A 26,260-nucleotide genomic window follows, 5' to 3' on the forward strand; every position below is an offset into this window, starting at 1 on the left:
AATGGCGGTGAGGGAGGGATTCGAACCCTCGATACGGCTACAAACCGTATACTCCCTTAGCAGGGGAGCGCCTTCAGCCTCTCGGCCACCTCACCGTCTTGCGGAGGCACATATTACGATTTACCAAAAATAAGTCAAACATTTTCTTGGTAAAATTAGGAAAAAACAGACCGACCGTTGGCAAATTAACCAAACCACCATTTAATCGTAGCTTTCCTGGGCAAAATCCGACTTTACACCTCTATAAACTGCCGAATTTCACGCATCAAAAAGGCCGGCATAATGCCAGCCCTCTTTTAAGGATTAGTAGTTGCCAGACGCAACGTTACCATTACCTTTTTCCGCTTGAATGCGCATGTAAATCTCTTCACGATGCACTGAAACTTCTTTAGGAGCATTTACACCAATGCGAACTTGGTTACCTTTAACACCTAGTACAGTAACAGTGACTTCATCACCAATCATCAACGTTTCACCAACACGGCGAGTCAAAATCAGCATTCTTAGCTCCTTGAGTATTCTCTAATTATCTTGCTACGAAACTTATTATCCAACAAAAGTTATATTTTCGTAAACTATCTTATGTAAAGTATTTACCCCAAATGTACCTGTTTTTCTGCTCTCTCAACGGATTCACTGGTGATAATGTAGTTATCATGCAGTACGTTAGCCGCTTTGTCGATAGTTCCCGGCTCCAATACCAATGTAATTGAGTGCTTATCCTCACAAAAGTGTAGAACAGAAATGTCTGATAAGTTGAGAAGTTGTTGATACTGTGATGCTTGCTCTATCGCTTGGCGACCGACTAACGTTAATAGGGCCACTTCTTGCTCAACGACAATTTTGTCGTCAATGACCATTTTTAGTTTGTCACAACAATCTAATTTCACCACCAAATGGTTGTAGGCAGAATCTGTCACCCAAAGGCTTTCCTCGACCCCAAGCATCTGTTTTTGCTTGTCGACTAAATCAACATGAGCCGTGTCAATGGTCAACGCCATCATCTGCTTTTGAATCGCCAGACCACCAATCCCAGGCTGAGGATCGTTACCAGCAACCAAAGTACCATTGCCTGCTTCGAAGCTGGACAACACCCTCAACGGCACCTGATGCTCCCAAGCGTAAGTCACACAAGGCATGTGGAGTACTTTTGCTCCTTTGTAGGCCATAGCATGCATGGTAGGGAAGTCGATAGTGTCCAGTTTCTTTGCCGCGCCAACCACGCGCGGATCGCAGCTGTACACACCATCAACATCGGTAAAGATTTGACACTCTTCCGCGTTCAGGGCACCAGCTAATGTGACGGCCGTTGTATCGGAGCCACCACGCCCCAAGGTGGTAATATCACCAATCTCGTTAATGCCCTGAAACCCAGCGACTATCACTATTTTATCTTGGGCAAGGTGATCATCTATCACGCTGGTGTCTATATCACTGATCGTCGCATTGTTGTGGTGATTGTTGGTTGTAATTCGTGCCTGACCGCCAGTCAGAGATACTGCTGAATAGCCCAGCTTACATAACGTCATAGACAGCAAAGCCATGGATATCTGTTCTCCGGCGGACAACAATACATCCAGCTCTCTTACGTTGGGCACTTTGTCCACTTGTTTAGCAAGTTCCACCAGACGATTCGTTTCTCCCGACATCGCCGACACTACGACTACAACTTGCTTACCTGAATTTTTAGCTCGAATTACATGCTCTGCAACATTATGAATACGCTCTACAGAGCCAACAGAAGTTCCACCGAACTTTTGCACAATAAGTGGTCTTTTCACCAGTCTTCACCTTCCCAAGGCAACTTTTGGTTGCCAGTTTTTCATCTCACGATCTTTAAAGACCGCTCCCTATTAGTAAGCGACACAAACAGCGCCGCTTATTAAATAAATGTGCAGTAATGCACTGTGCAATTGATCGTCTGAATAGATATCGACCAGAAGCAACAATGCCCAATCAATGTTCATTGATTGGGCATTTATTTAATAAATCAAATTGTTAAAGACGCTCTTCCAGCCAACCTTTCACTGATTTTAGTGCGTCAGGTAGTGCAGCCACATCGGTACCACCCGCCTGAGCCATATCAGGACGACCACCACCTTTACCGCCAACTTGCTCAGCGACCATTTTCACCAGATCGCCAGCTTTTACTTTACCAGTCAGGTCTTTAGTCACACCCGCAATCAAACCAACCTTGCCATCAGCAACATTAGCAATAAGTGCAATACCGCTACCCATCTGGTTCTTAGCATTATCCATCATGGTACGTAGGTTTTTGCTATCAGCGCCTTCCAGAGCTGCAACAAGTACCTGAACACCACCAATTTGCTCTACTTTGCCCATAATATTGGCACTTTCAACAGCCGCTAGTTTATCTTTTAGCTGCTGAATTTCTTTTTCTAGCGATTTCGCTTTGCTCGCTGCATCGCCAAGTTTCGCCTCAAACTGAGATGCCTGCGCTTCAACAGCATCAAGGGCCGCTTCTCCGGTTACGGCTTCGATACGGCGGATACCCGCGGCAATACCACCTTCTGAAGTGATTTTGAATAGGCCAATATCACCGGTGTTGCTTGCGTGGATACCACCACAAAGCTCAGTGGAGAACTCACCCATAGAAAGTACGCGAACTTCATCATCGTACTTCTCACCAAACAGAGCCATCGCGCCTTTTGCTTTTGCAGACTCGATGTCCATTACGTTGGTTTCGATCACGTGGTTAGTACGGATCTGTGCGTTAACCAGGCGCTCAACTTGTTTGATTTCCGCTTTGGTCATCCCCTCAAGGTGAGAGAAGTCAAAACGTAGGTTGTCAGGCTTCACTAGTGAGCCTTTCTGCGTTACGTGCTCACCCAGAACTTGGCGAAGTGCCGCATGCAATAAGTGCGTTGCTGAGTGGTTTAGTGAGATAGCCGCACGGCGCTCTGCATCGACAGTTGCCGCAACGTCGTCGCCTTTCGCCAGTACACCTTCAGTTAGCTCACCGTGGTGCGCAATCGCGTTACCAAGCTTCTGAGTGTCTTCGACTTTAAACAGGCCTGATGACGTTTTCAGTACGCCAGCATCACCACATTGACCACCTGACTCTGCATAGAACGGTGTCTCTTCAAGAACAACAATCGCTTTGTCACCAGCAGATAGCGCTTCAACTTCGCTGCCTTCAACAAACATTGCTGCAACGGTGCTGCTGCCTTCTGTGCCAGTGTAACCACAGAACTCAGTGTTAGTGTCAACTTTGATTGCAGCGTTGTAGTCAGTGCCAAATTGGCCAGCTTCACGTGCACGTTGACGCTGAGCTTCCATCGCCTTCTCAAAACCTTCTTCGTCGATAGCAAACTCACGCTCACGAGCCACATCGTTAGTCAGGTCTGCCGGGAAGCCGTAGGTATCGTAAAGCTTAAATACGGTTTCGCCATCTAGCACTTTCTCATCACCAAGATTATCAAGTGCTTCGGTCAGGATTGTCATACCACGTTCAAGAGTACGACCGAAGTTCTCTTCTTCGATACGCAGTACTTTTTCCACAACCGCTTGTTGCTTCTTAAGCTCTTCACCTGCCGTGCCCATTACCGATGCTAGTGTGCCAACCAGTTTGTAGAAGAAAGCACCTTGTGCACCTAACTTGTTACCATGGCGCACTGCACGACGAATAATACGGCGAAGCACGTAGCCACGACCTTCGTTTGATGGCATTACGCCGTCAACGATAAGGAATGAACACGAGCGAATGTGGTCGGCGATTACGCGCAGTGACTGGTTAGAAAGGTCTTCATAACCGATTACTTCTGCCGCTGCTTTGATTAGCGTTTGGAATACATCGATTTCGTAGTTTGAGTGAACGCCCTGCATGATTGCGGAGATACGCTCAATACCCATACCGGTATCCACAGATGGCTTAGGTAGCGGTTCCATCGTGCCGTCGGCATGACGGTTAAACTGCATAAATACGTTGTTCCAGATCTCGATAAAACGGTCACCGTCTTCTTCTGGAGTACCAGGACGACCGCCCCAGATATGCTCACCGTGATCGTAGAAAATTTCTGTACAAGGACCACAAGGACCAGTGTCACCCATCTGCCAGAAGTTATCTGACTCGTATGGCTTACCGCCCTTCTTGTCGCCAATGCGAATAATGCGATCGGCAGGTACGCCAACTTGCTTGTTCCAGATCTCGAATGCTTCGTCATCGGTTTCATAAACAGTAACCAGCAGACGGTCTTTTGGCAGTTTGAGCGTGTCAGTCAAGAATTCCCAGGCAAAGCTGATGGCATCTTCTTTGAAGTAGTCACCGAAGCTGAAGTTACCCAGCATCTCAAAGAAAGTATGGTGACGAGCAGTAAAGCCAACGTTTTCAAGGTCGTTGTGCTTACCACCAGCGCGAACACAACGCTGGGCCGTAGTGGCACGAGTGTAGTTACGCTTCTCAAGGCCAAGGAAGCAGTCTTTAAACTGGTTCATACCGGCGTTAGTGAAAAGCAGAGTTGGGTCATCGTGTGGAACCAACGATGAACTGTCTACGATTTGGTGCCCTTTGCTCTCAAAGAACTTAAGGAACGCGTTGCGAACCTCATCTGTGCTCATGTACATGCAGCTCTTCCTGAAATAATTCGAGTTAGATTTTGGGGGCATATTGTAACCCCATGAATAAGGATTCGCCTAGTGTTCTGGCAAAAAAGGCATGAAACGAAGGAAATTTGGAGAGTATTCACGACAAGACAAGCAGTTACAGGCAGGTTAATCACTCTCCAAAGCAGTTAAAGCATAGTTGATCTGCTCGAAACTATAGCCTCTATACTGTAAAAAACGGACTTGCTTAGCATATTCCTTGGGATCGGCCGACTTGCCGTTGCGGAACTTTTTCCCGGCGGTGGTCTTCGCCAGTTCAAACCAGTCCACTTCTTCTTCTGCCATTGCCTCATCAATGACCGACTCCGACACCCGTTTTTGGCTAAGCTCCTGACGAATACGTCGCTCCCCATGCCCTTTATACACATGTTGCCTGATCTGACTTTTTGCAAACCGCAGATCATCCAGATAACGACATTCTTTACAGAATGCGATGGCAGATTCGATGTCGCCGTCTTCATAGCCTTTGACACTGAGCTTCTGAAACAGCTCGTATTCACCGTGATCCCTGCGGCTCAATAGTTGGATCGCAGCTTCTTTTGCTGACAGTGTGGGCGGTTTACGTTGATACATACTATGTCATAACTCAAAGTGGATTAACGTCGTAGTGCAGATACAACAAAGCCCTGCATCGCAGGGCTTTGTCAGTCATACTGTGGTCAGTTACAACTCTTCTGCTGGCGCTTCACCTGCTTCTGCTTCTTCTGGCATCGCAGGAGTCAGTAGCATTTCACGCAATTTGCTGTCAATCGCCTGTGCTGCTTCTGGGTTTTCACGCAGGAACTTGCACGCGTTTGCTTTACCTTGACCAATCTTGTCACCGTTGTAGCTGTACCAAGCACCTGCTTTCTCAACAAGCTTGTTCTTAACACCCAGGTCGATAAGCTCACCGTAGCGGTTGAAACCTTGACCGTATAGAATTTGAGTTTCTGCTTGTTTAAATGGCGCAGCAATCTTGTTCTTAACTACTTTAATGCGAGTTTCGTTACCCACGACTTCATCGCCTTCTTTGATAGAGCCAGTGCGGCGGATATCAAGACGAACAGATGCGTAGAACTTAAGCGCATTACCACCAGTGGTGGTTTCTGGGTTACCAAACATCACACCAATCTTCATACGGATTTGGTTGATGAAGATACACATACAGTTAGACTGCTTAAGGTTACCGGTCAGCTTACGCATTGCTTGAGAAAGCATACGCGCTTGCAGACCCATATGGCTGTCACCCATCTCACCTTCGATTTCGGCTTTTGGTGTTAGCGCTGCAACCGAGTCGACAACCATGACGTCAATCGCCCCTGAACGTGCCAGCGCATCACAGATTTCCAGCGCTTGCTCGCCCGTATCAGGCTGAGAAACCAATAGCGCATCGATATCAACACCTAGCTTTTTCGCGTAGACTGGGTCTAGCGCGTGCTCAGCATCGATAAACGCACAAGTTTTACCTGCTTTTTGAGCAGCAGCAATACATTCAAGCGTAAGCGTTGTCTTACCCGATGATTCCGGACCGTAGATTTCTACGATACGACCCATTGGCAGGCCGCCGGCACCCAGGGCAATATCAAGAGAAAGTGAACCTGTAGAAATGGTCTCAACGTCCATGGTGCGGTTGTCACCAAGGCGCATAATCGAGCCTTTACCAAATTGTTTTTCAATCTGACCTAATGCAGCGGCTAACGCCTTCTGTTTATTCTCGTCCATTACTTTCTCCACAACTATCCTTTACGGATATACGCTCTTAGCAATTTGCTTGCTTTGGCTGTTTTTAATCGGGTAAGCGATGCATTCAAAAACATCGCGATATGAGTTTTATTATACTGTTGATTCATACAGTGTCTATACCTGTATGAAAATTTTCTTGCGATCGGGTTCAATTGTCGAAGAGTTAGCAAAAAGACTCATCTTCCAATACATGTCGATACAGGATAAGCAGTGCGTGCATGACCGCCTGTTCACGCACCGCTGCACGATCGCCTGAAAACAGGCAAGTGTCTACTTTCGACCAGCCCTCTTGTGAAGCCCATGCAAAGCACACGGTGCCAACCGGTTTTTCTTCACTGCCTCCTCCGGGCCCTGCAATGCCGCTAATAGCAACACTTAATGTTCCCTTAGAGTATCGCAAAGCACCTCGCGCCATCTCAGTTACCACAGCTTCACTCACCGCTCCATACCGACCAAGCGTTTCGGTAGCCACACCCAACATATCAATTTTTGCATCGTTACTGTAGGTTATAAATGCTCGATCAAACCACGCTGAACTGCCTGCTATATCGGTAATCGCCGCCGCTACGCCACCACCAGTGCACGACTCTGCTGTCACTACGATTTGATTCTTTTGCTCTAGCAACAGACCCAGATTCAAGCTTACCTCTGAAATACTGTTCATCCATCAATCTCCTAACGCCAGATAATATTAGACCTCGCCCCCTTAGGGTGGTCAGTTCTGCGTATCGCCAAGTAACCTCTTTCCGCTCAGGTCGGTTTCACGTATCCTTAGCTGCAATTGAAACCAGCAGCAAAGATGTGACAGTGAAAGCGGAACAAAAACATACGCCAATGATGCAGCAGTACCTGAAGCTCAAAGCCGAGAATCCAGATATTCTGCTCTTTTATCGAATGGGTGACTTCTACGAGCTTTTTTACGATGACGCCAAGCGTGCCTCGCAACTGCTCGATATCTCTCTGACCAAACGCGGCGCATCCGCAGGTGAACCTATCCCGATGGCGGGAGTTCCATTTCATGCAGTTGAAGGCTACTTAGCCAAACTGGTTCAACTTGGGGAATCCGTCGCTATTTGTGAGCAAGTTGGTGACCCTGCGACCAGCAAAGGTCCAGTAGAACGCAAAGTGGTTCGCATCGTCACCCCGGGAACGGTATCCGATGAAGCCCTGCTTTCAGAAAGACTCGATAATCTTATTGCCGCAATCTATCACCAAAACGGTAAATTTGGCTACGCTACTCTGGATATTACCTCTGGACGTTTTCAACTTTGTGAACCGGGTAGCGAAGAAGCCATGCTGGCCGAACTGCAACGTACAGCCCCCAAAGAGTTGCTCTTTCCGGAAGACTTTGAACCAGTAGAAGTGATGGCTGGACGCAACGGCAATCGCCGCCGCCCGGTGTGGGAATTTGAGATTGATACCGCGAGGCAGCAGCTCAATCAACAATTTGGCACCAAAGATCTGGTCGGTTTTGGTGTTGAAAGCTGCGAACTGGGTTTGTGCGCTGCTGGTTGCCTGATCCAATATGTAAAAGATACCCAAAGAACCGCCTTACCGCACATCCGCTCGCTGACTCTGGTCAGTCAGGATCAATCCGTGGTGCTAGATGCCGCAACTCGGCGCAATCTGGAGTTAACGCAAAACCTTTCAGGTGGCCAGGACAACACGCTAGCAGAGGTATTGGATTATACCGCCACCGCTATGGGCAGCCGAATGTTAAAACGCTGGATCCACCAGCCCATGCGATGCCAAAAAACGCTGAACTACCGACTGGATGCAATTGCTGAAATCAAGCAGGATGCCCTATTTACTGAACTGGCACCAACGCTGAAGCACATTGGTGACATCGAGCGTATATTAGCTCGTCTTGCGTTGCGTTCAGCAAGGCCACGTGACATGGCACGCCTTCGTAGTGCATTACAGCAGTTACCGGAATTAGCCGTCAGCTTGGAGACGGTGTGCCATCCTTATCTGCAGCAACTGGCCCAGTATTCAGCCCCCATGGAATCGCTGGCTGAGCTTCTGCAGCAAGCCATAAAAGATAATCCGCCAGTCGTAATACGAGACGGTGGGGTAATTGCCGATGGTTATAACGCAGAACTGGATGAATGGCGTGATTTGGCGACCGGGGCAACCGCTTATCTGGAGAAATTGGAACATGACGAGCGGGATCGCCACGGCATCGATACGCTGAAAGTAGGTTATAACAATGTACACGGCTTCTATATTCAGGTCAGTCGTGGCCAGAGTCACCTGGTACCGCCACATTACATTCGTCGTCAAACTTTGAAAAACGCCGAACGTTACATCATTCCAGAACTGAAAGAACATGAAGACAAGGTGTTGAACTCCAAGTCCAAAGCACTTGCGCTTGAGAAAAAGCTATGGGATGAGCTGTTTGATCTGCTGCTTCCACACCTTGAGCAACTACAAAACCTGGCTTCAGCACTGTCTCAACTGGATGTACTGCAAAACCTGGCCGAACGTGCTGAAAGCCTGGATTACTGCCGCCCAACGCTGAGTGACCGTGCAGGCATTCACATTCAATCGGGTCGCCACCCGGTTGTCGAGCAAGTAATGGATGAACCGTTTATTGCCAACCCAATCGCTCTCCACCCGGAACGCAAGATGTTGATCATTACCGGTCCGAATATGGGGGGTAAATCGACTTACATGCGCCAAACGGCCCTGATTGCCCTGATGGCCCACATAGGCTCTTACGTTCCGGCGGAGTCCGCAGAAATCGGTGCTTTGGATCGCATTTTCACCCGTATCGGTGCATCAGATGATCTGGCGTCTGGCCGCTCTACGTTTATGGTCGAAATGACCGAAACGGCCAATATTCTGCACAATGCGACGCAACATAGCCTGGTGCTTATGGATGAAATCGGTCGGGGTACCAGTACCTATGACGGTCTGTCCCTTGCGTGGGCAAGTGCCGAATGGCTGGCGACCAAGGTCGGCGCAATGACACTGTTTGCGACCCATTACTTTGAACTCACCGAAATGCCGAATCAGCTTCCCCATTTAGCCAATGTCCATTTAGACGCGGTAGAGCATGGTGACTCCATTGCCTTTATGCACGCCGTTCAAGAAGGCGCAGCAAGTAAATCATACGGTCTGGCAGTCGCCGGACTGGCTGGTGTACCGAAGGCCGTAATAAAGAATGCAAGACAAAAGCTGACCCAGCTTGAGCAGCTAGGACAAAAGCCAGCTAAAGCAGACTCTCCTCAGGTCGACATCGCGAATCAGCTAAGTTTAATACCTGAACCTAGTGAGGTAGAAGAAGCACTGGCGCAAATCAATCCCGATGACTTAACGCCACGACAGGCGCTAGAAGAGTTGTACCGATTGAAACAATTGCTGTAGCCCCGCTAACAGCAAAAAGCCCTCCCTTTGTGGAGGGCATCAATCCTGACTTTCAACAATGAGCTCGTAATAGCACCGACATCGCTGACGCATTTACACCGCGACATGAGTAACACACAACGACTCACTCAATGCCACATCAAACTGCTGTAACTGACCATCTAACTCCACATTCAACTTATAGAGATCCTTGGTATCTGGATTCTTTGGATCGGCATACCTTGGCGCTTCTATCTGAAACAGGGCAGACGCACGCTGCGCTCTTACATCAATTGGCAACTGATAGGTCATACCATCAAATTTGACCATAGCAGACACCAGTCCTGCCTTGAAAGTCTGATAATGCAGATCAACTTTGAACTCACAGCCACCACCATGGTGCCAGATCTGTTCCATGGCGACATGCTCAAGCCGAACGTGAGGAATGAACTGTAAGAACGGGACCTGCCATATCCCCATTCTCGATTCTGACAGTCGAGTTGGCACGGTTAACGGGCAGAGCAGACTCGGCTCGTCATCCATCAGATAGTCATCTTCATCATGTTCCAGAAACAACACTTCAATGCGATTGAGCCCCTCTTGGAGGTGAGCTCGGATCTCTCTGCGATAAACGGTTTCGCTTCCGTCGCAGTCCAGCACTGCGCGCCCATTAATACGAATTTCGGCATAATAGTCGATACCGCCGATCACCAGATCCACGGCCGGATTTTGTAGCTCCGCCTCACTAAGCTCGAAGTCGTGCATCAAATGCCATTCCTGCTCCGTGATCGCCTGTTCAGACAGAGCATCAGGTAAAACTTGGCTCAGTGCGCCAGGAAAAGAGAGATCATCTTGAGGGATGGAAAGATCGCTGAGGGGGGAAAGCTGCCATAAGCCAGCCAATTTTTTCTTCATGGTGTGAATTGACCTAGATCATATTTAGCGCAGTATAATCAAATCAATGGGGGAAAGATAGTCAACCTGAGGCAGACAACAAAAAGGCCAGCATGGCTGGCCTTTTCGGAAAACTAGAGGACTTATTCTTCGTCTTCATCATCTTCGTCAGTATACAGAGCATCCTCACCTTCGTAGTAAGTGCCCCAACCGTCATAAATGATGTCGTATTTTTCGGCCAGATTAACTAGCTTCTCAACTTGAGCGTCAATTTGCTCTGCGTTCAGCGTAGATTCCATCGTCGCATCACAACACAACAACTTGTTCCCGTCTTCGTCTTCTGTCTCTTCCGCTTCCAGTACTTCAAAGCCCATCTTGAATGCTTCAACAACCGCCTTTTCTAGTCGATCAAAGTCTTCAGCAAACAGGTGATGTTCGATCTCATACAACGCCTCTGGATCACTTCCATCTTCAATTAGGGCTTGAATGATATCGCGAGTTTCTTCTTTTTGAATCTCGATCAGTTCTTCAACGGACATATACTCATCTTGTTGAGACATAGAGTGCTCCAGCTATAAATAGGTTAACGGCATGAATGATACGAGATGTGAGCAAAGATCGAAAGATCAAAGCGAGATCTTTCATAACAAATTTTCGAATGCTTGGTTGCGCTTCAATCCGATCGAGATCACAGAAACATTATTTTAACATTTTTGTCTCCGCTGGTTATTTCAGCGTAATGTAAGTGGCAGGCATAACCTGTCTCCTGATTTTGTGCCAGCAAGGTTATGAGGCAATTTTGCATATCCTATTTGCAAGCTACACTGGATACTGTCCTTGTTTTAGTCACTAAACCGCGACAAAAATGCATAGATTCGTTTTTTTATGCAGTTAATGTTCATGAATAGTACGGCTGACATCGGACATTTTACTGCATAAGCACGCACTCTTCTCGCAGCAAAATCGAGAAATGACGGTAAAGACATTATCTGCATTTTTCTTTTTTTATCCTTAAAATCACTGCAAATTACAGCTATTGCAGCAACATACACTGACATTTTGACTTGCATCTTGATAACAAGCTTGTCATAAATAGCGGCAGTCAAAGCTGAAAGGAATCACAATGAGTAAGTTGTACGTTGGATCGGAAGTCGGCCAATTGCGCCGTGTACTGTTAAACCGTCCAGAGAGAGCCCTAACCCACCTCACCCCATCGAACTGTCATGAGCTGCTGTTTGATGACGTATTAGCGGTTGAAGCGGCTGGCGAGGAACACGACGCATTTGCCAACACACTGCGTAGTCAGGATGTGGAAGTACTGCTGTTACACGATCTTTTGGTCGAGACGCTGGCAGTCCCTGAAGCCAAGGCGTGGCTGCTCAATACTCAGATTTCAGATTTTCGATACGGGCCCATCTTCGCAGGAGAGCTACGTAACTATCTTGCCGACCTGGACGACGATCCGCTGGCGTCAATTCTGTTGGGTGGTCTGGCCTACTCGGAACTTCCGATCAAGACCCCTTCCATCCTTCAAAAAATGAGCCGACCGCTGGATTTTGTCATCGAGCCGCTGCCTAATCACCTGTTCACACGTGATACGTCATGCTGGGTATATGGTGGTGTCTCACTGAACCCAATGATGAAACCCGCTCGTCAACGTGAAACGAACCATCTGAGAGCCATTTATCGCTGGCACCCGATCTTCGCAGGTCAGAACTTCATAAACTACTTTGGTAATGAAGACCTTCACTATGACAACGCCAATATCGAAGGTGGCGATGTCCTGGTTATAGGCAAAGGTGCCGTTCTGATCGGCATTTCTGAGCGCACCACCCCTCAAGGGGTTGAGAATTTGGCAGCCAACCTGTTTAAATCCGGTCAGGCAAGTCAGGTTATCGCTATCGATCTACCGAAACACCGTTCATGTATGCATCTGGATACGGTCATGACACATATGGATGTGGATACCTTCTCTGTGTATCCAGAAATCATCAATGACAAACTGGACACCTGGAGGCTGACGCCAGCCAGCAGTGGTCAGATGCAAGTGGAAAAACTGCCCAACTACCTAAGCGCACTTGAAAGTGCTCTGGATGTTGATCACCTCAAGATCATCACTACGGGCGGTGACAATTACGAGGCCGAGCGAGAGCAGTGGAATGACGCGAACAACGTGTTGACCGTCAAACCGGGTGTTGTGATTGGTTATGAGCGTAACGTCTATACTAATGAAAAATATGATAAGGCGGGCATTCAGGTTCTCACGATTCCGGGTAACGAACTGGGACGAGGACGGGGCGGAGCCCGCTGTATGAGCTGTCCAATTGAACGTGACGGCATCTAAGAACATAATTATTTACCAAAAGCCCCTTTAAGGGGCTTTTTTTGCAAAAAAACAAAATAACTATTCACAAAATAAGAATTTATATGTTTAAATAGAACGCAAACTAGACAACAGGGGTACGGAATATGGCTTACAACTTAAGGAATAGAAACTTTCTCAAGCTTCTCGACTTTACGCCAAAAGAGATTCAGTTTTTACTCGACCTTTCAAAAGAACTCAAAGCAGCAAAGTATGCTGGCACGGAACAGAAAAAACTGGTTGGCAAAAACATCGCACTTATCTTCGAGAAAGCCTCAACCCGTACCCGATGTGCTTTTGAAGTGGCTGCATTTGATCAAGGTGCTCAGGTGTCTTATATCGGCCCGTCAGGGTCACAGATCGGACACAAAGAGTCGATGAAAGATACCGCTCGGGTTCTGGGCAGAATGTACGATGGTATTGAGTACCGCGGTTTTGGTCAGGAGATTGTCGAAGAGTTGGGCGCTCATGCCGGAGTGCCGGTATGGAATGGCCTGACAGACGAGTTCCACCCCACCCAGATCCTGGCCGATTTTCTCACCATGTTGGAACATGGCAAAGGCAAACGGCTCCACCAAATGACATTCGCTTACCTCGGCGACGCACGCAATAACATGGGTAACTCGTTGATGGTCGGCGCGGCGAAGATGGGCATGGACATACGCTTGGTCGCACCCAAAGCTTTCTGGCCAGAGCAGAGCCTTATCGATGAATGCCAGAGCATCGCTCTGTCTACAGGAGCCAGCATCACCTTGACAGAGGACGTGCAACAAGGGGTGGCTGATTGCGACTTTTTATATACCGATGTTTGGGTCTCTATGGGGGAATCGGCATCAGCCTGGGAAGAACGTATCACCCTTATGAAACCGTACCAGGTCAACATGGACATGATTCGTGCCACAGGCAATAAAAACGTGAAATTTATGCATTGTTTACCCGCTTTCCATGACGATCAGACGACGATAGGTAAAGAAATTGCGGATAAATATGGGCTCAACGGTCTTGAAGTGACCAATGATGTGTTCGAGTCTGAATATTCAATCGTTTTTGATGAAGCAGAGAACCGTATGCATACTATCAAAGCGGTCATGGTGGCGACGTTAGGCAGTTAACAAAGTTCACAATAATCGACGCTAAATGTTTGATGTAATCGCTTGCGCTCGCAAATTTTGGGCGTATAATTCTCGGCAATTTGTCAGGGGAACGATTAATGGCGCAAGCGAGTTTGACATCACTGCACACACTCGATAAGCAATTTGCTTATCACGCACCGTTATTATTTCCTATCGAATTCTAAGCCTCCCAATATGGGGGGCTTTTTTATGGTCGTTAATCTCTAACTTCGCTTAGAGAAAATATCTGGTCTGGTTGTCACTAAAGGGAAGATAAACATGGCGAATACGCTCTATCAAAAGCACATTATCTCGATTCCGGAACTGTCACGCGAAGAGCTTGAGCTCATTGTAAAGACGGCGGGTCAACTGAAATCCAACCCTCAACCCGAGTTAATCAAGAATAAAGTCGTCGCGAGCTGTTTCTTTGAGCCGTCGACACGTACCCGACTTTCATTCGAAACGGCTATCCAACGCATCGGCGGTGATGTGATTGGTTTCGACAGTGGTGGCAACACGTCGCTGGCGAAAAAAGGCGAAACGCTAGCAGACTCTGTGCAGGTAATTTCTTCCTATGTCGATGCCTTCGTGATGCGCCACCCGCAAGAAGGCGCAGCACGTCTGGCTTCTGAGTTCTCCAACGGTGTTCCGGTTATCAACGCAGGAGATGGCGCAAACCAGCATCCAACACAGACCCTGCTCGATCTCTACAGTATCTATGAAACCCAAGGCCGTCTGGACGACATCAATGTGGCGTTTGTCGGTGACCTTAAATACGGCCGTACCGTACACTCGTTAACCCAGGCACTGGCGAAATTCAACAACGTACGTTTCTTCTTCATCGCACCAGAAGCGCTTGCTATGCCTGACTATATCTGTGAGGAACTGGAAGAAGCAGGTATCCAGTTTAGCCTGCACACTGACATCGACAGCGTGGTGCCTGAGCTAGATATTCTTTACATGACTCGCGTACAAAAAGAGCGTTTTGATGAATCAGAATACGCCCACATCAAATCCGCTTATATCCTGTCTGCCGACACGCTAAAAGAAGCGCGCAGTAACCTGAAGGTGTTACACCCACTGCCACGTGTGGATGAAATCACCGTCGATGTCGACAAAACACCTTACGCCTACTACTTCCAGCAAGCTGAAAACGGTGTGTATGCACGCGAAGCTCTGCTCGCTCTTGTTCTTAACGAAGTACTTTAAGGGGATATCTGTCATGGCTAAAGAAACACAATTGCAAGTCGAAGCGATCAAAAACGGCACGGTAATCGACCACATCCCGGCAAACATCGGCATTAAAGTACTGAAACTGTTTGCGATGGACCAGTCAAAACAGCGCGTCACCATTGGCCTTAACCTGCCTTCATCGGCGCTGGGCAGCAAAGATTTACTCAAGATTGAAAATGTTTTCATCACGGAAGAACAAGCCAACAAGCTCGCACTGTACGCACCTCACGCAACCGTAAACCAGATTGAAAACTACGAGGTGTGTAAAAAGCTGGCGCTAGAACTGCCAGAAACCATCACTGCTGTGTTTGAGTGCCCAAACAGCAACTGCATCACCCACAATGAACCCGTAGACAGCAGCTTCAAGGTGTTTGAAAAGCACGACGATATCCGTCTCAAGTGTAAGTACTGCGAAAAGGTTTACTCACGTGAAATCGTGACAGAGCGTTAGTCTTATCATCAATAATGTTCAAGCCTGCTATTTGTAGGCTTGATTTTTATTGAGCCTGGAGGCAGTCTTAAGCCTCTTTACTACTCCAATAAGAATGGAAAAAACGATGACAAAAGTACTTCATACAGAAGCTGCTCCAGCGGCAATCGGCCCTTATGTTCAAGGTGTAGACCTAGGCAACATGGTGCTTACTTCAGGCCAAATCCCGGTAAACCCACAAACGGGTGAAGTGTCAGAAGACATCGCAGAACAGGCACGCCAGTCGCTGGATAATGTGAAAGCCGTCGTCGAAGCTTCTGGTCTGACGGTTACAGATATCGTGAAAATGACGGTCTTCGTAAAAGATCTGAACGACTTTGGTACCGTAAATGAAGTGTATGGCAAGTTCTTTGATGAGCATCAGGTGGCGCACTACCCGGCACGTTCATGTGTGGAAGTCGCTCGCCTGCCAAAAGATGTGAAAATCGAAATCGAAGCGATTGCTGTACGCAAATAATCCCGCTGCGAATGTAAAAAAGGGTTGTCTCAGACAACCCTTTTTTGTTTATTTTCGAGCATTCAGTTCAGCGACTTCAGCATCAAGCTGCTCCAGTTTCTCTGCCATTTGAGCATGACAGTTCTTCGCTAACGTTCTGACATTATCTTTGCCGTAACCTTCTATCGAAACTGGCGGAAGCATCTCTACAATAACATGTCCGTTATCCCATTTGTTCAGCTTTAAGTGACCCGTGCTGCTGCAAACGATAGGAATGATCGGCACCTCGGCACCAACTGCGGCATGAAATGCCCCTGTTTTGAAGGGCAGTAAGCCACGTCCACGCGAACGCGTACCTTCCGGGAACATCCACACTGACAAGTTACTCTGCTTCATGTTATCGACCACTTGATCGATCGTCCCTTTGGCCTTACTGCGATTAGCGCGGTCAATAAGGATATTGCCTGTCAGATAATAGAGCTGACCAAACAATGGCATCCACAACAAACTCTTTTTGCCCACAGTGACCACATTGGGCGTCACTGCTGACGATACGGTAAACAGGTCCCAGTTATTCTGGTGGTTGGCAATATAGACATGCTGACCACGTTTGTAAGCATCTTCAGGTAAGCGAAGCTCTAACTTAACACCAAAAATCTTCGACATAGCACCAAAGTAACGCCCAAACGTGAACACGTGTTTAGGGTTTCTCGGACTCAGTAAACAGTAACCACAGCCAAATACGAACATGATCACCGCAAATATAACCACTGCAATGCAGCGAAGGAAAGCAACCATTTTGTTCTCCGACAATTGCTTCAAAAAAAAGCCGAAACCTTCAGATTTCGGCTTATCAATATCTAGATACGGTTATTCAGAACCGGCGACACGCGTAATGTTCGCGCCAAGTGCTGACAATTTATCTTCAATACGTTCATAACCACGATCGATGTGGTAAATGCGATCGACGATAGTTTCACCGTGAGCAATACAACCCGCGATAACCAGACTGGCTGATGCACGCAAATCCGTTGCCATCACCTGGGCACCACTTAAGGTTTCTACATCACCACAGATCACCGTATTGCCTTCAATCTCCGCTTTTGCCCCCATACGCATCAGCTCAGGTACATGCATAAAACGGTTTTCGAAAATCGTTTCAGTGATGACACCACCACCTTTCGCCATCATATTCAGCAAAGTGAACTGGGCTTGCATATCCGTAGGGAAACCTGGGTGTGGTGCGGTACGAATCGAGACCGCCTTTAACTCACGTCCCGTCATATCCAGTGAAATCCAATCATCACCCGTTTCAATTTTAGCTCCCGCTTCTTCAAGCTTAGCCAGCGCCGCTTCAAGCAGGTGAGCATTGGTATTACGGCAGACAATCTTGCCTCCCGAAACCGCTGCAGCAACCAGGAACGTACCGGTTTCAATGCGGTCCGGCACCACAGAGTGCTTACCACCACCCAAGCGCTCAACGCCCTCGATCGTAATGGTATCGGTACCTGCACCAGATACCTTAGCTCCCAGTTTATTAAGGAAATCCGCGGTATCAACAATCTCAGGCTCACGCGCTGCATTATCAAGAACGGTCTTCCCTTCCGCCAGAGTCGCGGCACACATGATGGTGATAGTCGCACCTACACTGACTTTGTCCATGACAATGTGAGCCCCTTTCAGACGACCGTCGACTTCCGCTTTCACGTAGCCATCTTCAAGGGTAATAGTCGCCCCCAGTTGCTCCAGACCGTGGATGTGCAAATCCACTGGACGAGCACCGATCGCACAGCCACCTGGCAAAGAAACCTGGCCTTTACCGAAACGAGCCACCAGTGGACCAAGAGCCCAGATGGATGCACGCATGGTTTTCACCAGGTCATAAGGCGCACATAACTCGTTGATTTCGCTACCATCGACGAACACTGAGCCGTTGCGATGCACTTTGGCACCCAGGCGACCCAGCAATTTCATTGTCGTATCGATATCACGAAGATGTGGTACGTTGGCCACCTCTACCGGCTCTTCCGCCAGAATAGAAGCAAATAAAATAGGTAGTGCTGCATTTTTAGCACCAGAGATCGACACCTCACCAGAAAGTGGCTGGTTCGATCCAATTACTCGAAACTTATCCATCAATAAACCTTACAGAGACATCAGCTTTTTATCACGAGCCCACTCATCAGGAGTGTAGGCTTTAATTGAAACTGCGTGGATGTCATTACGCTGAATGTATTCCATCAGAGGACCATAGATCATCTGCTGCTTTTTAACTCGGCTCATGCCTTCGAATTGAGCATCTACCGCAATCACCTCATAGTGGCTGCCTTCACCTTTAACGTGCAGCTCTTCTAGATTCAATGCGTTTTGTAATAGTTCCTGTACTTTTGTGCTATCCACAAGATACTCCTAAATGTGTTTTTCAAAGACTGATTCAACGTTGTACAGCTGAAACAGTATTTTCAGCTCATCGGGCACGAAGCTGAGCATTATATGACACTTTTGATTTTTTGCATGCTCTAATAAGTGGATTAGCATCACCAATCCGGCAGAATCAATGCGATTTACCTTCTCCAGCATCAGCTCAAAATGAGGGCTACCGAAACTAACCGATTGAAACTGCTTCCAAAGCTCAGGAACAGTATCCCGATCGATGTCACCACTCAAGGCCATCACATTTTGACTTGTTTGCTTCAGTTGCGCCGGCATTATTTCTGACTACCCTCAAATCGAATCGGTGCCTCAGCCAGTGTTTCCAGTTCCTTAGCAACGGTGAGAATCCCCTCCTGACGGATTTTGGTATTCCATTCCGACTGTTTGCTGGATAGCAGACTGATGCCTTCGGCTATCATGTCAAACGCTTTCCATTCACTGGTTTTTTTATCCTTTCTCAACTTGAACTCAAGATTAATATTCGGCCTTGGTGAGTCCAATATCGTCACCCGAACCCCAATGATGGTTGTTTTGTCATCCATAACTGGCTCTGGCCCGAACTGTATATCCTGATCACTATACTGGGTTAGCACCTGAGCATAGGAAGTCACCAGGTAGGCACGAAATGCTTTGGCAAACTCCAGTACATCGGCACGCTTGGCCCCCTTCAAGTTAGGCCCCAACAGCTTGAGTGCCGCATACCGGTCATTGACGTACGGCATCAACTCTTCTTCAACCACTACTTTGAGGTGGTTCGGATTTTCCCGAATCAGCCCTTGCTCATCCGCCAGGCGCTTGAAGGTCTTGGCTGCGACTTTCTGCATCATATCGTAGGGTTTGGTCGCATCAATCTCATTAGCCAGAACTCCCAGAGAGACGAAACACGCACACAGCAATAACAACCACTTCCTCAGCATTTCCTTACTCCTTGTTCGTTCCGTCAGAGCCACCGATGCTGTATAGCACCTGACCAATCATATCTTCGAGTACCAGCGCTGACTTAGTGTCTTCAATTCGATCACCGTCCGCCAGATAGCCTTCATCATCAAAAATAAAGCCCGGTACCAGACCGATATACTGCTCACCAATCAGTCCGGATGTGAGGATCTGTGCACTCGATGTGTCTGGAAAGCGGTAATCACTGCTGATCGATAACATCACCATTGGCAAGTAACTCTCACTATCAAGACGAATCTCACTTACCCGACCAATCACCACCCCACCGACTTTTACCGGTGAGCGCACTTTCAGACTACCAATGTTGTCAAACCTGGCTTCAAGGGTATAGGTTTTACCAGAACCCAGCCCTTTCACGTCAGCGACCTGAAAAATCATGAACAGAATTGCGCAAAAACCAATAATGACAAAGCTGCCTACCCACAATTCTAATCGTTTTGTTTGTTGCATGAACCTGCCCTTAATCCTAATTGCCAAACATCAGTGCTGTGAGCACAAAATCCAGTCCTAGTACCGCCAAAGAAGAGTGCACCACCGTTCTGGTCGTTGCCTGGCTGATACCTTCAGAGGTCGGAATCGCATCATAGCCATTGAACAGTGCAATCCAGGTGACGGTGATTGCAAACACCAGACACTTAACCGTGCTATTACCAATGTCTCGGCCTAACTCAACCGATGACTGCATGGCTGACCAGAAACTGCCATGATCGATGCCCTTCCAGTCTACGCCGACCAACTGAGCTCCCCAGATACCTATCGACATAAAAATCATGGCTAATAACGGCATGGAAATCACCCCGGCCCAAAAGCGGGGAGCGATGACCCGTTTTAATGGATCGACTGCCATCATTTCCATGCTCGACAGTTGTTCAGTCGTTTTCATCAGGCCAATCTCGGCCGTTAGTGCTGAACCTGCACGACCAGCAAAAAGCAGCGCAGTGACGACGGGGCCCAACTCCCGCAGTAACGACAGTGCTACCATCTGGCCTAAACTGCCCTCAGCGCCATAGTCCACCAGTACCACATAACCCTGAAGGCTTAATACCATACCGATGAACAACCCTGACACCATAATGATAGCCAGCGACTGTACCCCGACATTGTGCAGTTGCTTAAGCAACAGAGGGAAATGTCTTTTGGGCTGCGGTCGAGACAACAGGACACCGGCTAACATGAAGCTGGCTCTGCCCCATGCCTGACATAAAGACAAGGTTCGCCGGCCAGCTTTCTGAATCCACAGAGTTGGTGATGACATATTAGAACAGCTCCTCACTCAACGACTTTGCAGGGTAACGGAACGGTACTGGGCCGTCGGCATTCCCCAAAAGAAACTGCTGAACACGCTCATCAGGATTATCCCTGAGCTCTTGGGGCGTGCCAACTGCGACCACCTTGCCATCGGCCAGCAGATACACCCAGTCAGCAATCGACATCACCTCTGGCACATCATGGGAAACCACAACCGAGGTCAGATTCAGCGCTTGGTTGAGCTTACTGATGAGTTCCACCAACACCCCCATGGTAATCGGATCCTGTCCGACAAAAGGTTCGTCATATAAAATCAACTGTGGATCCAAAGCGATGGCCCGAGCGAGTGCGGCCCGTCGCGCCATACCACCGGATAGCTCACTAGGCATCAGATTGGCCGCTCCTCGGAGACCAACAGCTTCCAGTTTGAGCAACACCAAGGTGCGGATCATCGATTCATCTAGCAAGGTATGCTCCCGGAGGGGGAAGGCGATATTGTCAAAAACATTCAGATCGGTGAACAGCGCACCCGACTGGAACAGCATGCTCATTTTTTTACGCACCTGATAAAGGCGCTTGCGGGAAAGTACGGGAATATTGTCACCTTCAAACCAAATCTCACCCTGTTCTGGCACGATCTGCCCGCCAATCAGTCGAAGCAGTGTGGTTTTGCCAATGCCTGAAGGCCCCATAATGGCGGTGATCTTTCCTTGAGGCACGTGCAAATCAATGTCATCAAAGATGACACGTGAGCCACGCGAAAAAGACAGTCCCTTAACGGAAACCAAGTCATTGTTTGACATACATTTCCCTACTTGTCACTTAACAATATCCTCTGTTCATCCATAATAATGACACACAGTGACAAATGAAACCCATAACGCTAACTTGCTGAACAATTTACACTCTTAGGCTTCCTCATCTGACACAACAAAACACTCCTTTATCCCCCCTAAAGAAAAAAGCACATAGTAATAGCGTATTAGGTTCTGCTGACTATTGTGATTTTATTTGTTGTTCGACTTCCATTTTGGTCGCCAAAGCGTCAAAATTAGCCGCCAAATGTCTCAGAAAAAATAAAAGTGGATAAAAACATGCTCGAAGCTGTGGTGTTTCTGATAATCGGATTGGTTTTTCTGGTCTGGAGTGCCGACAAGTTAGTATTCGGTGCAGCCGCTCTGGCGCGCAATGTAGGAATCTCTCCTCTGGTCATCGGTATGACTATTCTGGCCATGGGTTCTTCTGCACCAGAAATGATGGTCTCCGCCACGGCGGCACTGGAAGGCAAAACCGACACCGCTGTGGGTAATGTTTTAGGGTCTAATATTGCCAATATTGCGTTGATTCTTGGGATAACCGCGATGATCAAGCCGCTCTCTATCTCATCGGCGGTGTTACGACGCGAACTTCCTTTGATGATTGCTGTCACATTAATTGCTGGCATGATCCTGTGGGATGGCCACTTAGGTTTCTATGAAGGCATCGTTCTGTTTGCCTTATTCGCCGCCTTTATTCTGGCGATGCTCAGAATCAGCCGAGCGGAAAAAGAAAGTGGTAATAGCGACGCAATGCTCGAAGAACAAGAATCGGAAATTCCGGAAGGCGTGAGCAATGGTAAAGCCGCGATGTGGGTAGTGATAGGTCTGATTATCCTACCGCTTGCGGCGGATCGACTGGTCGACAGTGCCGTGACCATTGCCCAATATTTTGGAATGAGCGATTTGGTCATCGGTCTGACTATCATTGCCATTGGTACCAGTCTGCCCGAACTTGCTGCGTCTCTGGCGGGCGTACTCAAAGGCGAAGACGATATGGCGGTGGGTAACATCATTGGCTCCAACGTATTCAATATTCTCGCCGTAATGGGGATTCCGGGCATCCTCAATCCGTCAATCCTCAGCGAACACGCTATGGGGCGAGATTTTTGGGTCATGTTAGGCGTGTCACTGTTACTGGTGATCATGGCATTAGGAAAATCAAAGAGCATCAACCGTTTTGAGGGCTTTGCCTTATTCGCCCTGTTTCTCGGTTATCAGATCTATCTGTTTGCCAATATGTCCGCTTAGGAGTTGTTACCATGTCTGATTTTGATTATATCAGTGCCGCCAAGCGCGTTCTAAACACAGAAATTCAGGCTCTTCAGCATCTGGAGCGTTATTTTGACGCACAATTTGATGCCGTCTGTGATGCGATTTTGAACCATCAGGGCAAAGTCATAGTGATGGGAATGGGTAAGTCAGGGCACATAGGTAAAAAAATTGCCGCCACCCTGGCCAGTACCGGAACATCTGCTTTTTTTGTCCATCCAGGAGAAGCCGCTCACGGTGATCTGGGAATGATCGAAGCCCGTGATTTAGTGATCGCCATTTCTAACTCAGGTGAGTCACATGAAATCATCAGCCTGTTTCCCGTTTTCAAGCGTCTGGGTATCACCACTGTCAGCATGACCGGGAAACCAGAGTCCAATATGGCTAAGCTGTCCGATTTCCATTTGCAGATCACTGTCCCGAAAGAGGCCTGTCCATTAGGTCTTGCCCCAACATCAAGCTCTACCGCAACGCTGGTCATGGGCGACGCACTGGCTATCGCACTGCTGGAAGCCCGGGGATTTGGTGAAGAAGATTTCGCTCTTTCTCACCCGGGTGGCGCGTTAGGCCGAAAACTGCTACTCAAACTTAGTGATATCATGCATCAGGGTGACGCCCTGCCAATGGTCGGTCCCGATACGCTGATCCGCGATGCGTTATTGGAAATCTCCAACAAAGGACTGGGGATGACCACCATTGTTGACCAGAAACAGACGCTACTGGGGATATTTACCGATGGGGATCTGCGTCGAATTCTGGATAAGCGTGTCGACATTCACACCACGACCATCGGTGAAGTGATGATTGCCAATCCAACCACGGCGACACCAAATCTGTTGGCAGCAGAGGGGCTCAATCTCATGCAGTCAAAGAATATTAACGGGCTCATCTTACTGGATGACCATAAAGTCGTGGGTGCTCTGAACATGCACGATCTACTCAAAGCGGGAGTGATGTAGTGTCTGATAAAACCGAAACTCTTTACGGCCCTGTCGCCACTTCTACCGTGGAAAAGGCCGCCAATATTCAGCTATTGATTTGCGATGTCGATGGGGTTTTTTCGGATGGCCTGATCTACATGGGGAATCAGGGTGAAGAACTAAAAACGTTCCATACCCGTGATGGCTACGGTATCAAGGCACTAATGAGTGCGGGCGTTCAGGTTGCCATCATTACTGGCCGACGTTCACAGATCGTCGAGAACCGAATGACCGCGTTGGGCATATCCCTGATTTATCAGGGTCAGGATGACAAGGTTGCGGCCTATCAGGACATTTGTCAGAAACTGGCGATTCCAGCGGAACAAACCGCCTACATTGGTGATGACCTCATCGATTGGCCGGTGATGGAGCAGGTCGGTCTCAGTGTTTGTGTGGCAGATGGTCACCCACTACTGGCCAAAAAAGCGACCCACGTCACGACGATACCAGGTGGTCGCGGTGCTGTTAGGGAAATTTGCGATCTGATCCTAGAATCAAAAGGAGAACTTGAGCTTCACAAGGGTCTGAGTATATGAGTTTGTCTCGTATTCTTTATAGTTTACTTGCCATTGTTTCCATTGGGTGTGCCTATTACCTGTACACCAAGGACGACTCGGACGTGATTCTGGTGTCTCCCGATATTGAGTTACCCGCGTTTAGCGGAATGAACGTTACCAACACTTCATTCGGTGACGACGGCATACGCAGTTATAGCATCACATCCGATCATCTGGAGCATTTCTCGAAGAAAGGGGAAACCGTATTTCAGAAACCAGTACTGCGCATTTTTGCCGATGGTTCAACCCAAGAGTGGGAGATTTCTGCAGCGAAAGCCGTACTGGATAGTGAAGAAGTGCTTACGCTTTACAACGATGTCGTTGCACACAATTTGCTTCCTGAATCAGGTTTTGACACTCTATCGACAACGCAGATGAGCATTCAACTTGATAATCGTGATTTTTGGGCCGACAACAGCGTACTGATGTTGGGCCCGCAATTTGAAACTCGTGGGGAGGCAATGAAAGGAAACTTTGCCGACAACCTCGCTGAGCTCTACAACAAAGTGAACAGTAAATATGAAACTCTCACACCTTAGTCTTGGTCTTTGTCTACTGCTGCCTCTACCGGCCATGGCATTATCAACCGATTCTGAGCAGCCAATTTACATCGATTCGGACACGCAGCAACTCGACATGAAAAGCAATCGTGTTACCTTCGAAGGCGATGTGAAATTGAAACAAGGTAGCATCAACATCAATGCGGATAAGGTCATTGTTACCCGAGACGCAAAAACAGGAGCCATTCAAGTCATTGAAGGCTTTGGCAACCTTGCGACTTTTTCGCAGCTAACGGACGATGGCAAAACACTCTATGGCGAGGCAAAAAACCTGTATTACTCGTTGAAAGACGATCAATTGACCATGACAGAGCAAGCCATGCTGTCGCAAGATGACAGTGAAATCAGGGGCACGACGATAAATTATCGCATTTCGTTACAAAAACTGGTTGCGGATGGCAACTCAAAAGAGCGAGTCTCTACCATACTGCAACCTCAACAAGTGCAAGAGAAATAGATCGACCATGGCGTTATTAAAAGCATCGCACTTAGCAAAAAGCTATAAAAACCGTAAAGTTGTTTCAGATGTCAGCTTGTCGGTCGAATCCGGACAGATCGTTGGTTTGCTCGGCCCAAATGGCGCGGGTAAAACCACATCATTCTATATGATTGTGGGGCTAGTCGCTCGCGATGAAGGCACCATCACCATCGACGACAAAGACATTAGCATTCTGCCAATGCACAGCCGTGCCAAAATGGGCATAGGTTATCTGCCACAAGAAGCGTCGATTTTCAGAAAACTGAGTGTCGAAAACAACATTATGGCGGTACTGGAAACCCGAAATGAACTGACTCAGGAGGAAAGACAGGACCGTCTGGAAGATTTATTGGATGAGTTTAATATCCAGCATATACGCAAAAGTGCTGGTATGGCGCTCTCCGGTGGTGAGCGACGACGAGTTGAAATCGCTAGAGCACTGGCAGCAAACCCGCAGTTTATTCTGCTTGACGAACCCTTCGCTGGGGTTGACCCCATATCGGTAATTGATATAAAAAAAATCATCGAACATTTGCGCGACCGAGGATTGGGTGTACTCATCACCGACCACAACGTTCGTGAAACACTCGATGTGTGTGAAAAAGCTTATATCGTGAGTCAGGGTCACTTGATTGCCGAAGGAACTCCTGAAGATGTTCTCAATAATGAACATGTAAAACAGGTTTATCTCGGTGAACAATTCAGACTATGATTTAATAGGCTTGGATAAAATTTTAATA

The 26,260-nt window shown here is 47.9% G+C and carries 28 protein-coding genes and 1 tRNA gene; 12 read left to right on the forward strand and 17 right to left on the reverse strand.

The window, feature by feature from the left end:
• Window positions 1-2: 2 nt before the first annotated feature.
• From C4S60_RS17960 to pncC, 7 genes are all read right to left on the reverse strand, one after another.
• Window positions 3-95 (reverse strand) — tRNA-Ser (locus tag C4S60_RS17960).
• A 208-nt stretch (window positions 96-303) separates the two neighbouring features.
• Entirely contained in the window at window positions 304-501 is a 198-nt protein-coding gene (gene csrA, locus C4S60_RS17965) for a carbon storage regulator CsrA (protein WP_004415691.1), read from the reverse strand.
• A 92-nt stretch (window positions 502-593) separates the two neighbouring features.
• Window positions 594-1,781, reverse strand: a complete 1,188-nt coding sequence (locus tag C4S60_RS17970; protein WP_103881740.1) for an aspartate kinase — start codon at window positions 1,779-1,781, stop codon at window positions 594-596.
• A 217-nt stretch (window positions 1,782-1,998) separates the two neighbouring features.
• Window positions 1,999-4,584, reverse strand: coding sequence for an alanine--tRNA ligase (gene alaS / locus C4S60_RS17975; RefSeq protein WP_103881741.1), 2,586 nt, complete (start codon window positions 4,582-4,584; stop codon window positions 1,999-2,001).
• A gap of 147 nt (window positions 4,585-4,731) precedes the next feature.
• Entirely contained in the window at window positions 4,732-5,196 is a 465-nt protein-coding gene (gene recX, locus C4S60_RS17980) for a recombination regulator RecX (RefSeq protein WP_103881742.1), read from the reverse strand.
• Between the two features lie 90 nt (window positions 5,197-5,286).
• Window positions 5,287-6,324, reverse strand: coding sequence for a recombinase RecA (gene recA / locus C4S60_RS17985; RefSeq protein WP_103881743.1), 1,038 nt, complete (start codon window positions 6,322-6,324; stop codon window positions 5,287-5,289).
• A 184-nt stretch (window positions 6,325-6,508) separates the two neighbouring features.
• Window positions 6,509-7,009, reverse strand: a complete 501-nt coding sequence (pncC, locus tag C4S60_RS17990; RefSeq protein ID WP_103881744.1) for a nicotinamide-nucleotide amidase — start codon at window positions 7,007-7,009, stop codon at window positions 6,509-6,511.
• A 143-nt stretch (window positions 7,010-7,152) separates the two neighbouring features.
• On the opposite strand from pncC, the gene mutS reads away from it, so the two are divergent.
• Window positions 7,153-9,714, forward strand: coding sequence for a DNA mismatch repair protein MutS (mutS, locus tag C4S60_RS17995; protein WP_103881745.1), 2,562 nt, complete (start codon window positions 7,153-7,155; stop codon window positions 9,712-9,714).
• A 93-nt stretch (window positions 9,715-9,807) separates the two neighbouring features.
• On the opposite strand, the gene C4S60_RS18000 is transcribed toward mutS, so the two are convergent.
• Both C4S60_RS18000 and rraB read right to left on the reverse strand, forming a co-directional pair.
• Window positions 9,808-10,608, reverse strand: coding sequence for a glycosyl hydrolase 2 galactose-binding domain-containing protein (locus C4S60_RS18000; RefSeq protein WP_103881746.1), 801 nt, complete (start codon window positions 10,606-10,608; stop codon window positions 9,808-9,810).
• Between the two features lie 122 nt (window positions 10,609-10,730).
• Complete coding sequence (rraB, locus tag C4S60_RS18005) at window positions 10,731-11,147, reverse strand: ribonuclease E inhibitor RraB (protein ID WP_103881747.1); 417 nt, start codon at window positions 11,145-11,147, stop codon at window positions 10,731-10,733.
• A 563-nt stretch (window positions 11,148-11,710) separates the two neighbouring features.
• On the opposite strand from rraB, the gene arcA reads away from it, so the two are divergent.
• The 5 genes from arcA (at window position 11,711) to C4S60_RS18030 (ending at window position 16,241) form a co-directional block, all read left to right on the forward strand.
• Entirely contained in the window at window positions 11,711-12,931 is a 1,221-nt protein-coding gene (gene arcA, locus C4S60_RS18010) for an arginine deiminase (RefSeq protein ID WP_103881748.1), read from the forward strand.
• A gap of 125 nt (window positions 12,932-13,056) precedes the next feature.
• Window positions 13,057-14,061: an ornithine carbamoyltransferase gene (argF, locus tag C4S60_RS18015; protein WP_103881749.1), complete on the forward strand. Its 1,005-nt coding sequence runs from the start codon at window positions 13,057-13,059 to the stop codon at window positions 14,059-14,061.
• A 279-nt stretch (window positions 14,062-14,340) separates the two neighbouring features.
• Window positions 14,341-15,270: an aspartate carbamoyltransferase gene (gene pyrB / locus C4S60_RS18020; RefSeq protein WP_103881750.1), complete on the forward strand. Its 930-nt coding sequence runs from the start codon at window positions 14,341-14,343 to the stop codon at window positions 15,268-15,270.
• Window positions 15,271-15,283: 13 nt separating this feature from the next.
• The gene (pyrI, locus tag C4S60_RS18025) at window positions 15,284-15,745 is read left to right on the forward strand and encodes an aspartate carbamoyltransferase regulatory subunit (protein WP_103881751.1); all 462 of its coding nucleotides are present in this window, start codon (window positions 15,284-15,286) and stop codon (window positions 15,743-15,745) included.
• Between the two features lie 106 nt (window positions 15,746-15,851).
• Window positions 15,852-16,241: a RidA family protein gene (locus C4S60_RS18030; protein WP_103881752.1), complete on the forward strand. Its 390-nt coding sequence runs from the start codon at window positions 15,852-15,854 to the stop codon at window positions 16,239-16,241.
• 48 nt (window positions 16,242-16,289) lie between these two features.
• Here C4S60_RS18030 and C4S60_RS18035 read toward each other — a convergent pair whose 3' ends face one another.
• From C4S60_RS18035 to mlaF, 8 genes are all read right to left on the reverse strand, one after another.
• Window positions 16,290-17,018: a 1-acylglycerol-3-phosphate O-acyltransferase gene (locus C4S60_RS18035; protein ID WP_103881753.1), complete on the reverse strand. Its 729-nt coding sequence runs from the start codon at window positions 17,016-17,018 to the stop codon at window positions 16,290-16,292.
• Between the two features lie 72 nt (window positions 17,019-17,090).
• Entirely contained in the window at window positions 17,091-18,356 is a 1,266-nt protein-coding gene (gene murA / locus C4S60_RS18040) for a UDP-N-acetylglucosamine 1-carboxyvinyltransferase (protein WP_103881754.1), read from the reverse strand.
• Between the two features lie 9 nt (window positions 18,357-18,365).
• Window positions 18,366-18,620, reverse strand: a complete 255-nt coding sequence (gene ibaG, locus C4S60_RS18045) for a BolA family iron metabolism protein IbaG (protein ID WP_103881755.1) — start codon at window positions 18,618-18,620, stop codon at window positions 18,366-18,368.
• A gap of 9 nt (window positions 18,621-18,629) precedes the next feature.
• Entirely contained in the window at window positions 18,630-18,929 is a 300-nt protein-coding gene (locus tag C4S60_RS18050) for an STAS domain-containing protein (RefSeq protein WP_103881756.1), read from the reverse strand.
• On the reverse strand, window positions 18,929-19,570 hold the full coding sequence (locus tag C4S60_RS18055) for an MlaC/ttg2D family ABC transporter substrate-binding protein (protein ID WP_103881757.1): 642 nt from the start codon (window positions 19,568-19,570) through the stop codon (window positions 18,929-18,931). Before C4S60_RS18055 ends, C4S60_RS18050 begins: the two co-directional genes overlap by 1 nt.
• Before the next feature lie 4 nt (window positions 19,571-19,574).
• A complete protein-coding gene (gene mlaD / locus C4S60_RS18060) occupies window positions 19,575-20,060 on the reverse strand; it encodes an outer membrane lipid asymmetry maintenance protein MlaD (RefSeq protein ID WP_103881758.1) in 486 nt (161 codons plus the stop codon).
• A gap of 16 nt (window positions 20,061-20,076) precedes the next feature.
• A complete protein-coding gene (mlaE, locus tag C4S60_RS18065; RefSeq protein ID WP_103881759.1) occupies window positions 20,077-20,865 on the reverse strand; it encodes a lipid asymmetry maintenance ABC transporter permease subunit MlaE in 789 nt (262 codons plus the stop codon).
• 1 nt (window position 20,866) lies between these two features.
• The gene (mlaF, locus tag C4S60_RS18070; RefSeq protein ID WP_103881760.1) at window positions 20,867-21,661 is read right to left on the reverse strand and encodes a phospholipid ABC transporter ATP-binding protein MlaF; all 795 of its coding nucleotides are present in this window, start codon (window positions 21,659-21,661) and stop codon (window positions 20,867-20,869) included.
• 291 nt (window positions 21,662-21,952) lie between these two features.
• On the opposite strand from mlaF, the gene C4S60_RS18075 reads away from it, so the two are divergent.
• From C4S60_RS18075 to lptB, 6 genes are read left to right on the forward strand one after another with little or no spacing between them, the layout of a single operon-like run.
• Window positions 21,953-22,924, forward strand: coding sequence for a calcium/sodium antiporter (locus tag C4S60_RS18075; RefSeq protein WP_103881761.1), 972 nt, complete (start codon window positions 21,953-21,955; stop codon window positions 22,922-22,924).
• An 11-nt stretch (window positions 22,925-22,935) separates the two neighbouring features.
• Complete coding sequence (locus C4S60_RS18080; RefSeq protein ID WP_103881762.1) at window positions 22,936-23,904, forward strand: KpsF/GutQ family sugar-phosphate isomerase; 969 nt, start codon at window positions 22,936-22,938, stop codon at window positions 23,902-23,904.
• Window positions 23,904-24,461 (forward strand): 3-deoxy-manno-octulosonate-8-phosphatase KdsC, encoded by a 558-nt coding sequence (gene kdsC / locus C4S60_RS18085; protein WP_103881763.1) that lies wholly within the window; start codon window positions 23,904-23,906, stop codon window positions 24,459-24,461. Before C4S60_RS18080 ends, kdsC begins: the two co-directional genes overlap by 1 nt.
• Window positions 24,458-25,021 carry an LPS export ABC transporter periplasmic protein LptC gene (gene lptC, locus C4S60_RS18090; protein ID WP_103881764.1) on the forward strand — a complete coding sequence of 188 codons (564 nt, stop codon included), beginning with the start codon at window positions 24,458-24,460 and terminating at the stop codon, window positions 25,019-25,021. Before kdsC ends, lptC begins: the two co-directional genes overlap by 4 nt.
• The gene (lptA, locus tag C4S60_RS18095; RefSeq protein WP_103881765.1) at window positions 25,002-25,499 is read left to right on the forward strand and encodes a lipopolysaccharide transport periplasmic protein LptA; all 498 of its coding nucleotides are present in this window, start codon (window positions 25,002-25,004) and stop codon (window positions 25,497-25,499) included. Before lptC ends, lptA begins: the two co-directional genes overlap by 20 nt.
• 7 nt (window positions 25,500-25,506) lie before the next feature.
• Window positions 25,507-26,232: an LPS export ABC transporter ATP-binding protein gene (lptB, locus tag C4S60_RS18100; RefSeq protein WP_103881766.1), complete on the forward strand. Its 726-nt coding sequence runs from the start codon at window positions 25,507-25,509 to the stop codon at window positions 26,230-26,232.
• Window positions 26,233-26,260: the final 28 nt, after the last annotated feature.

The organism is Vibrio hangzhouensis (assembly GCF_900107935.1).
GTDB lineage: Bacteria > Pseudomonadota > Gammaproteobacteria > Enterobacterales > Vibrionaceae > Vibrio > Vibrio hangzhouensis.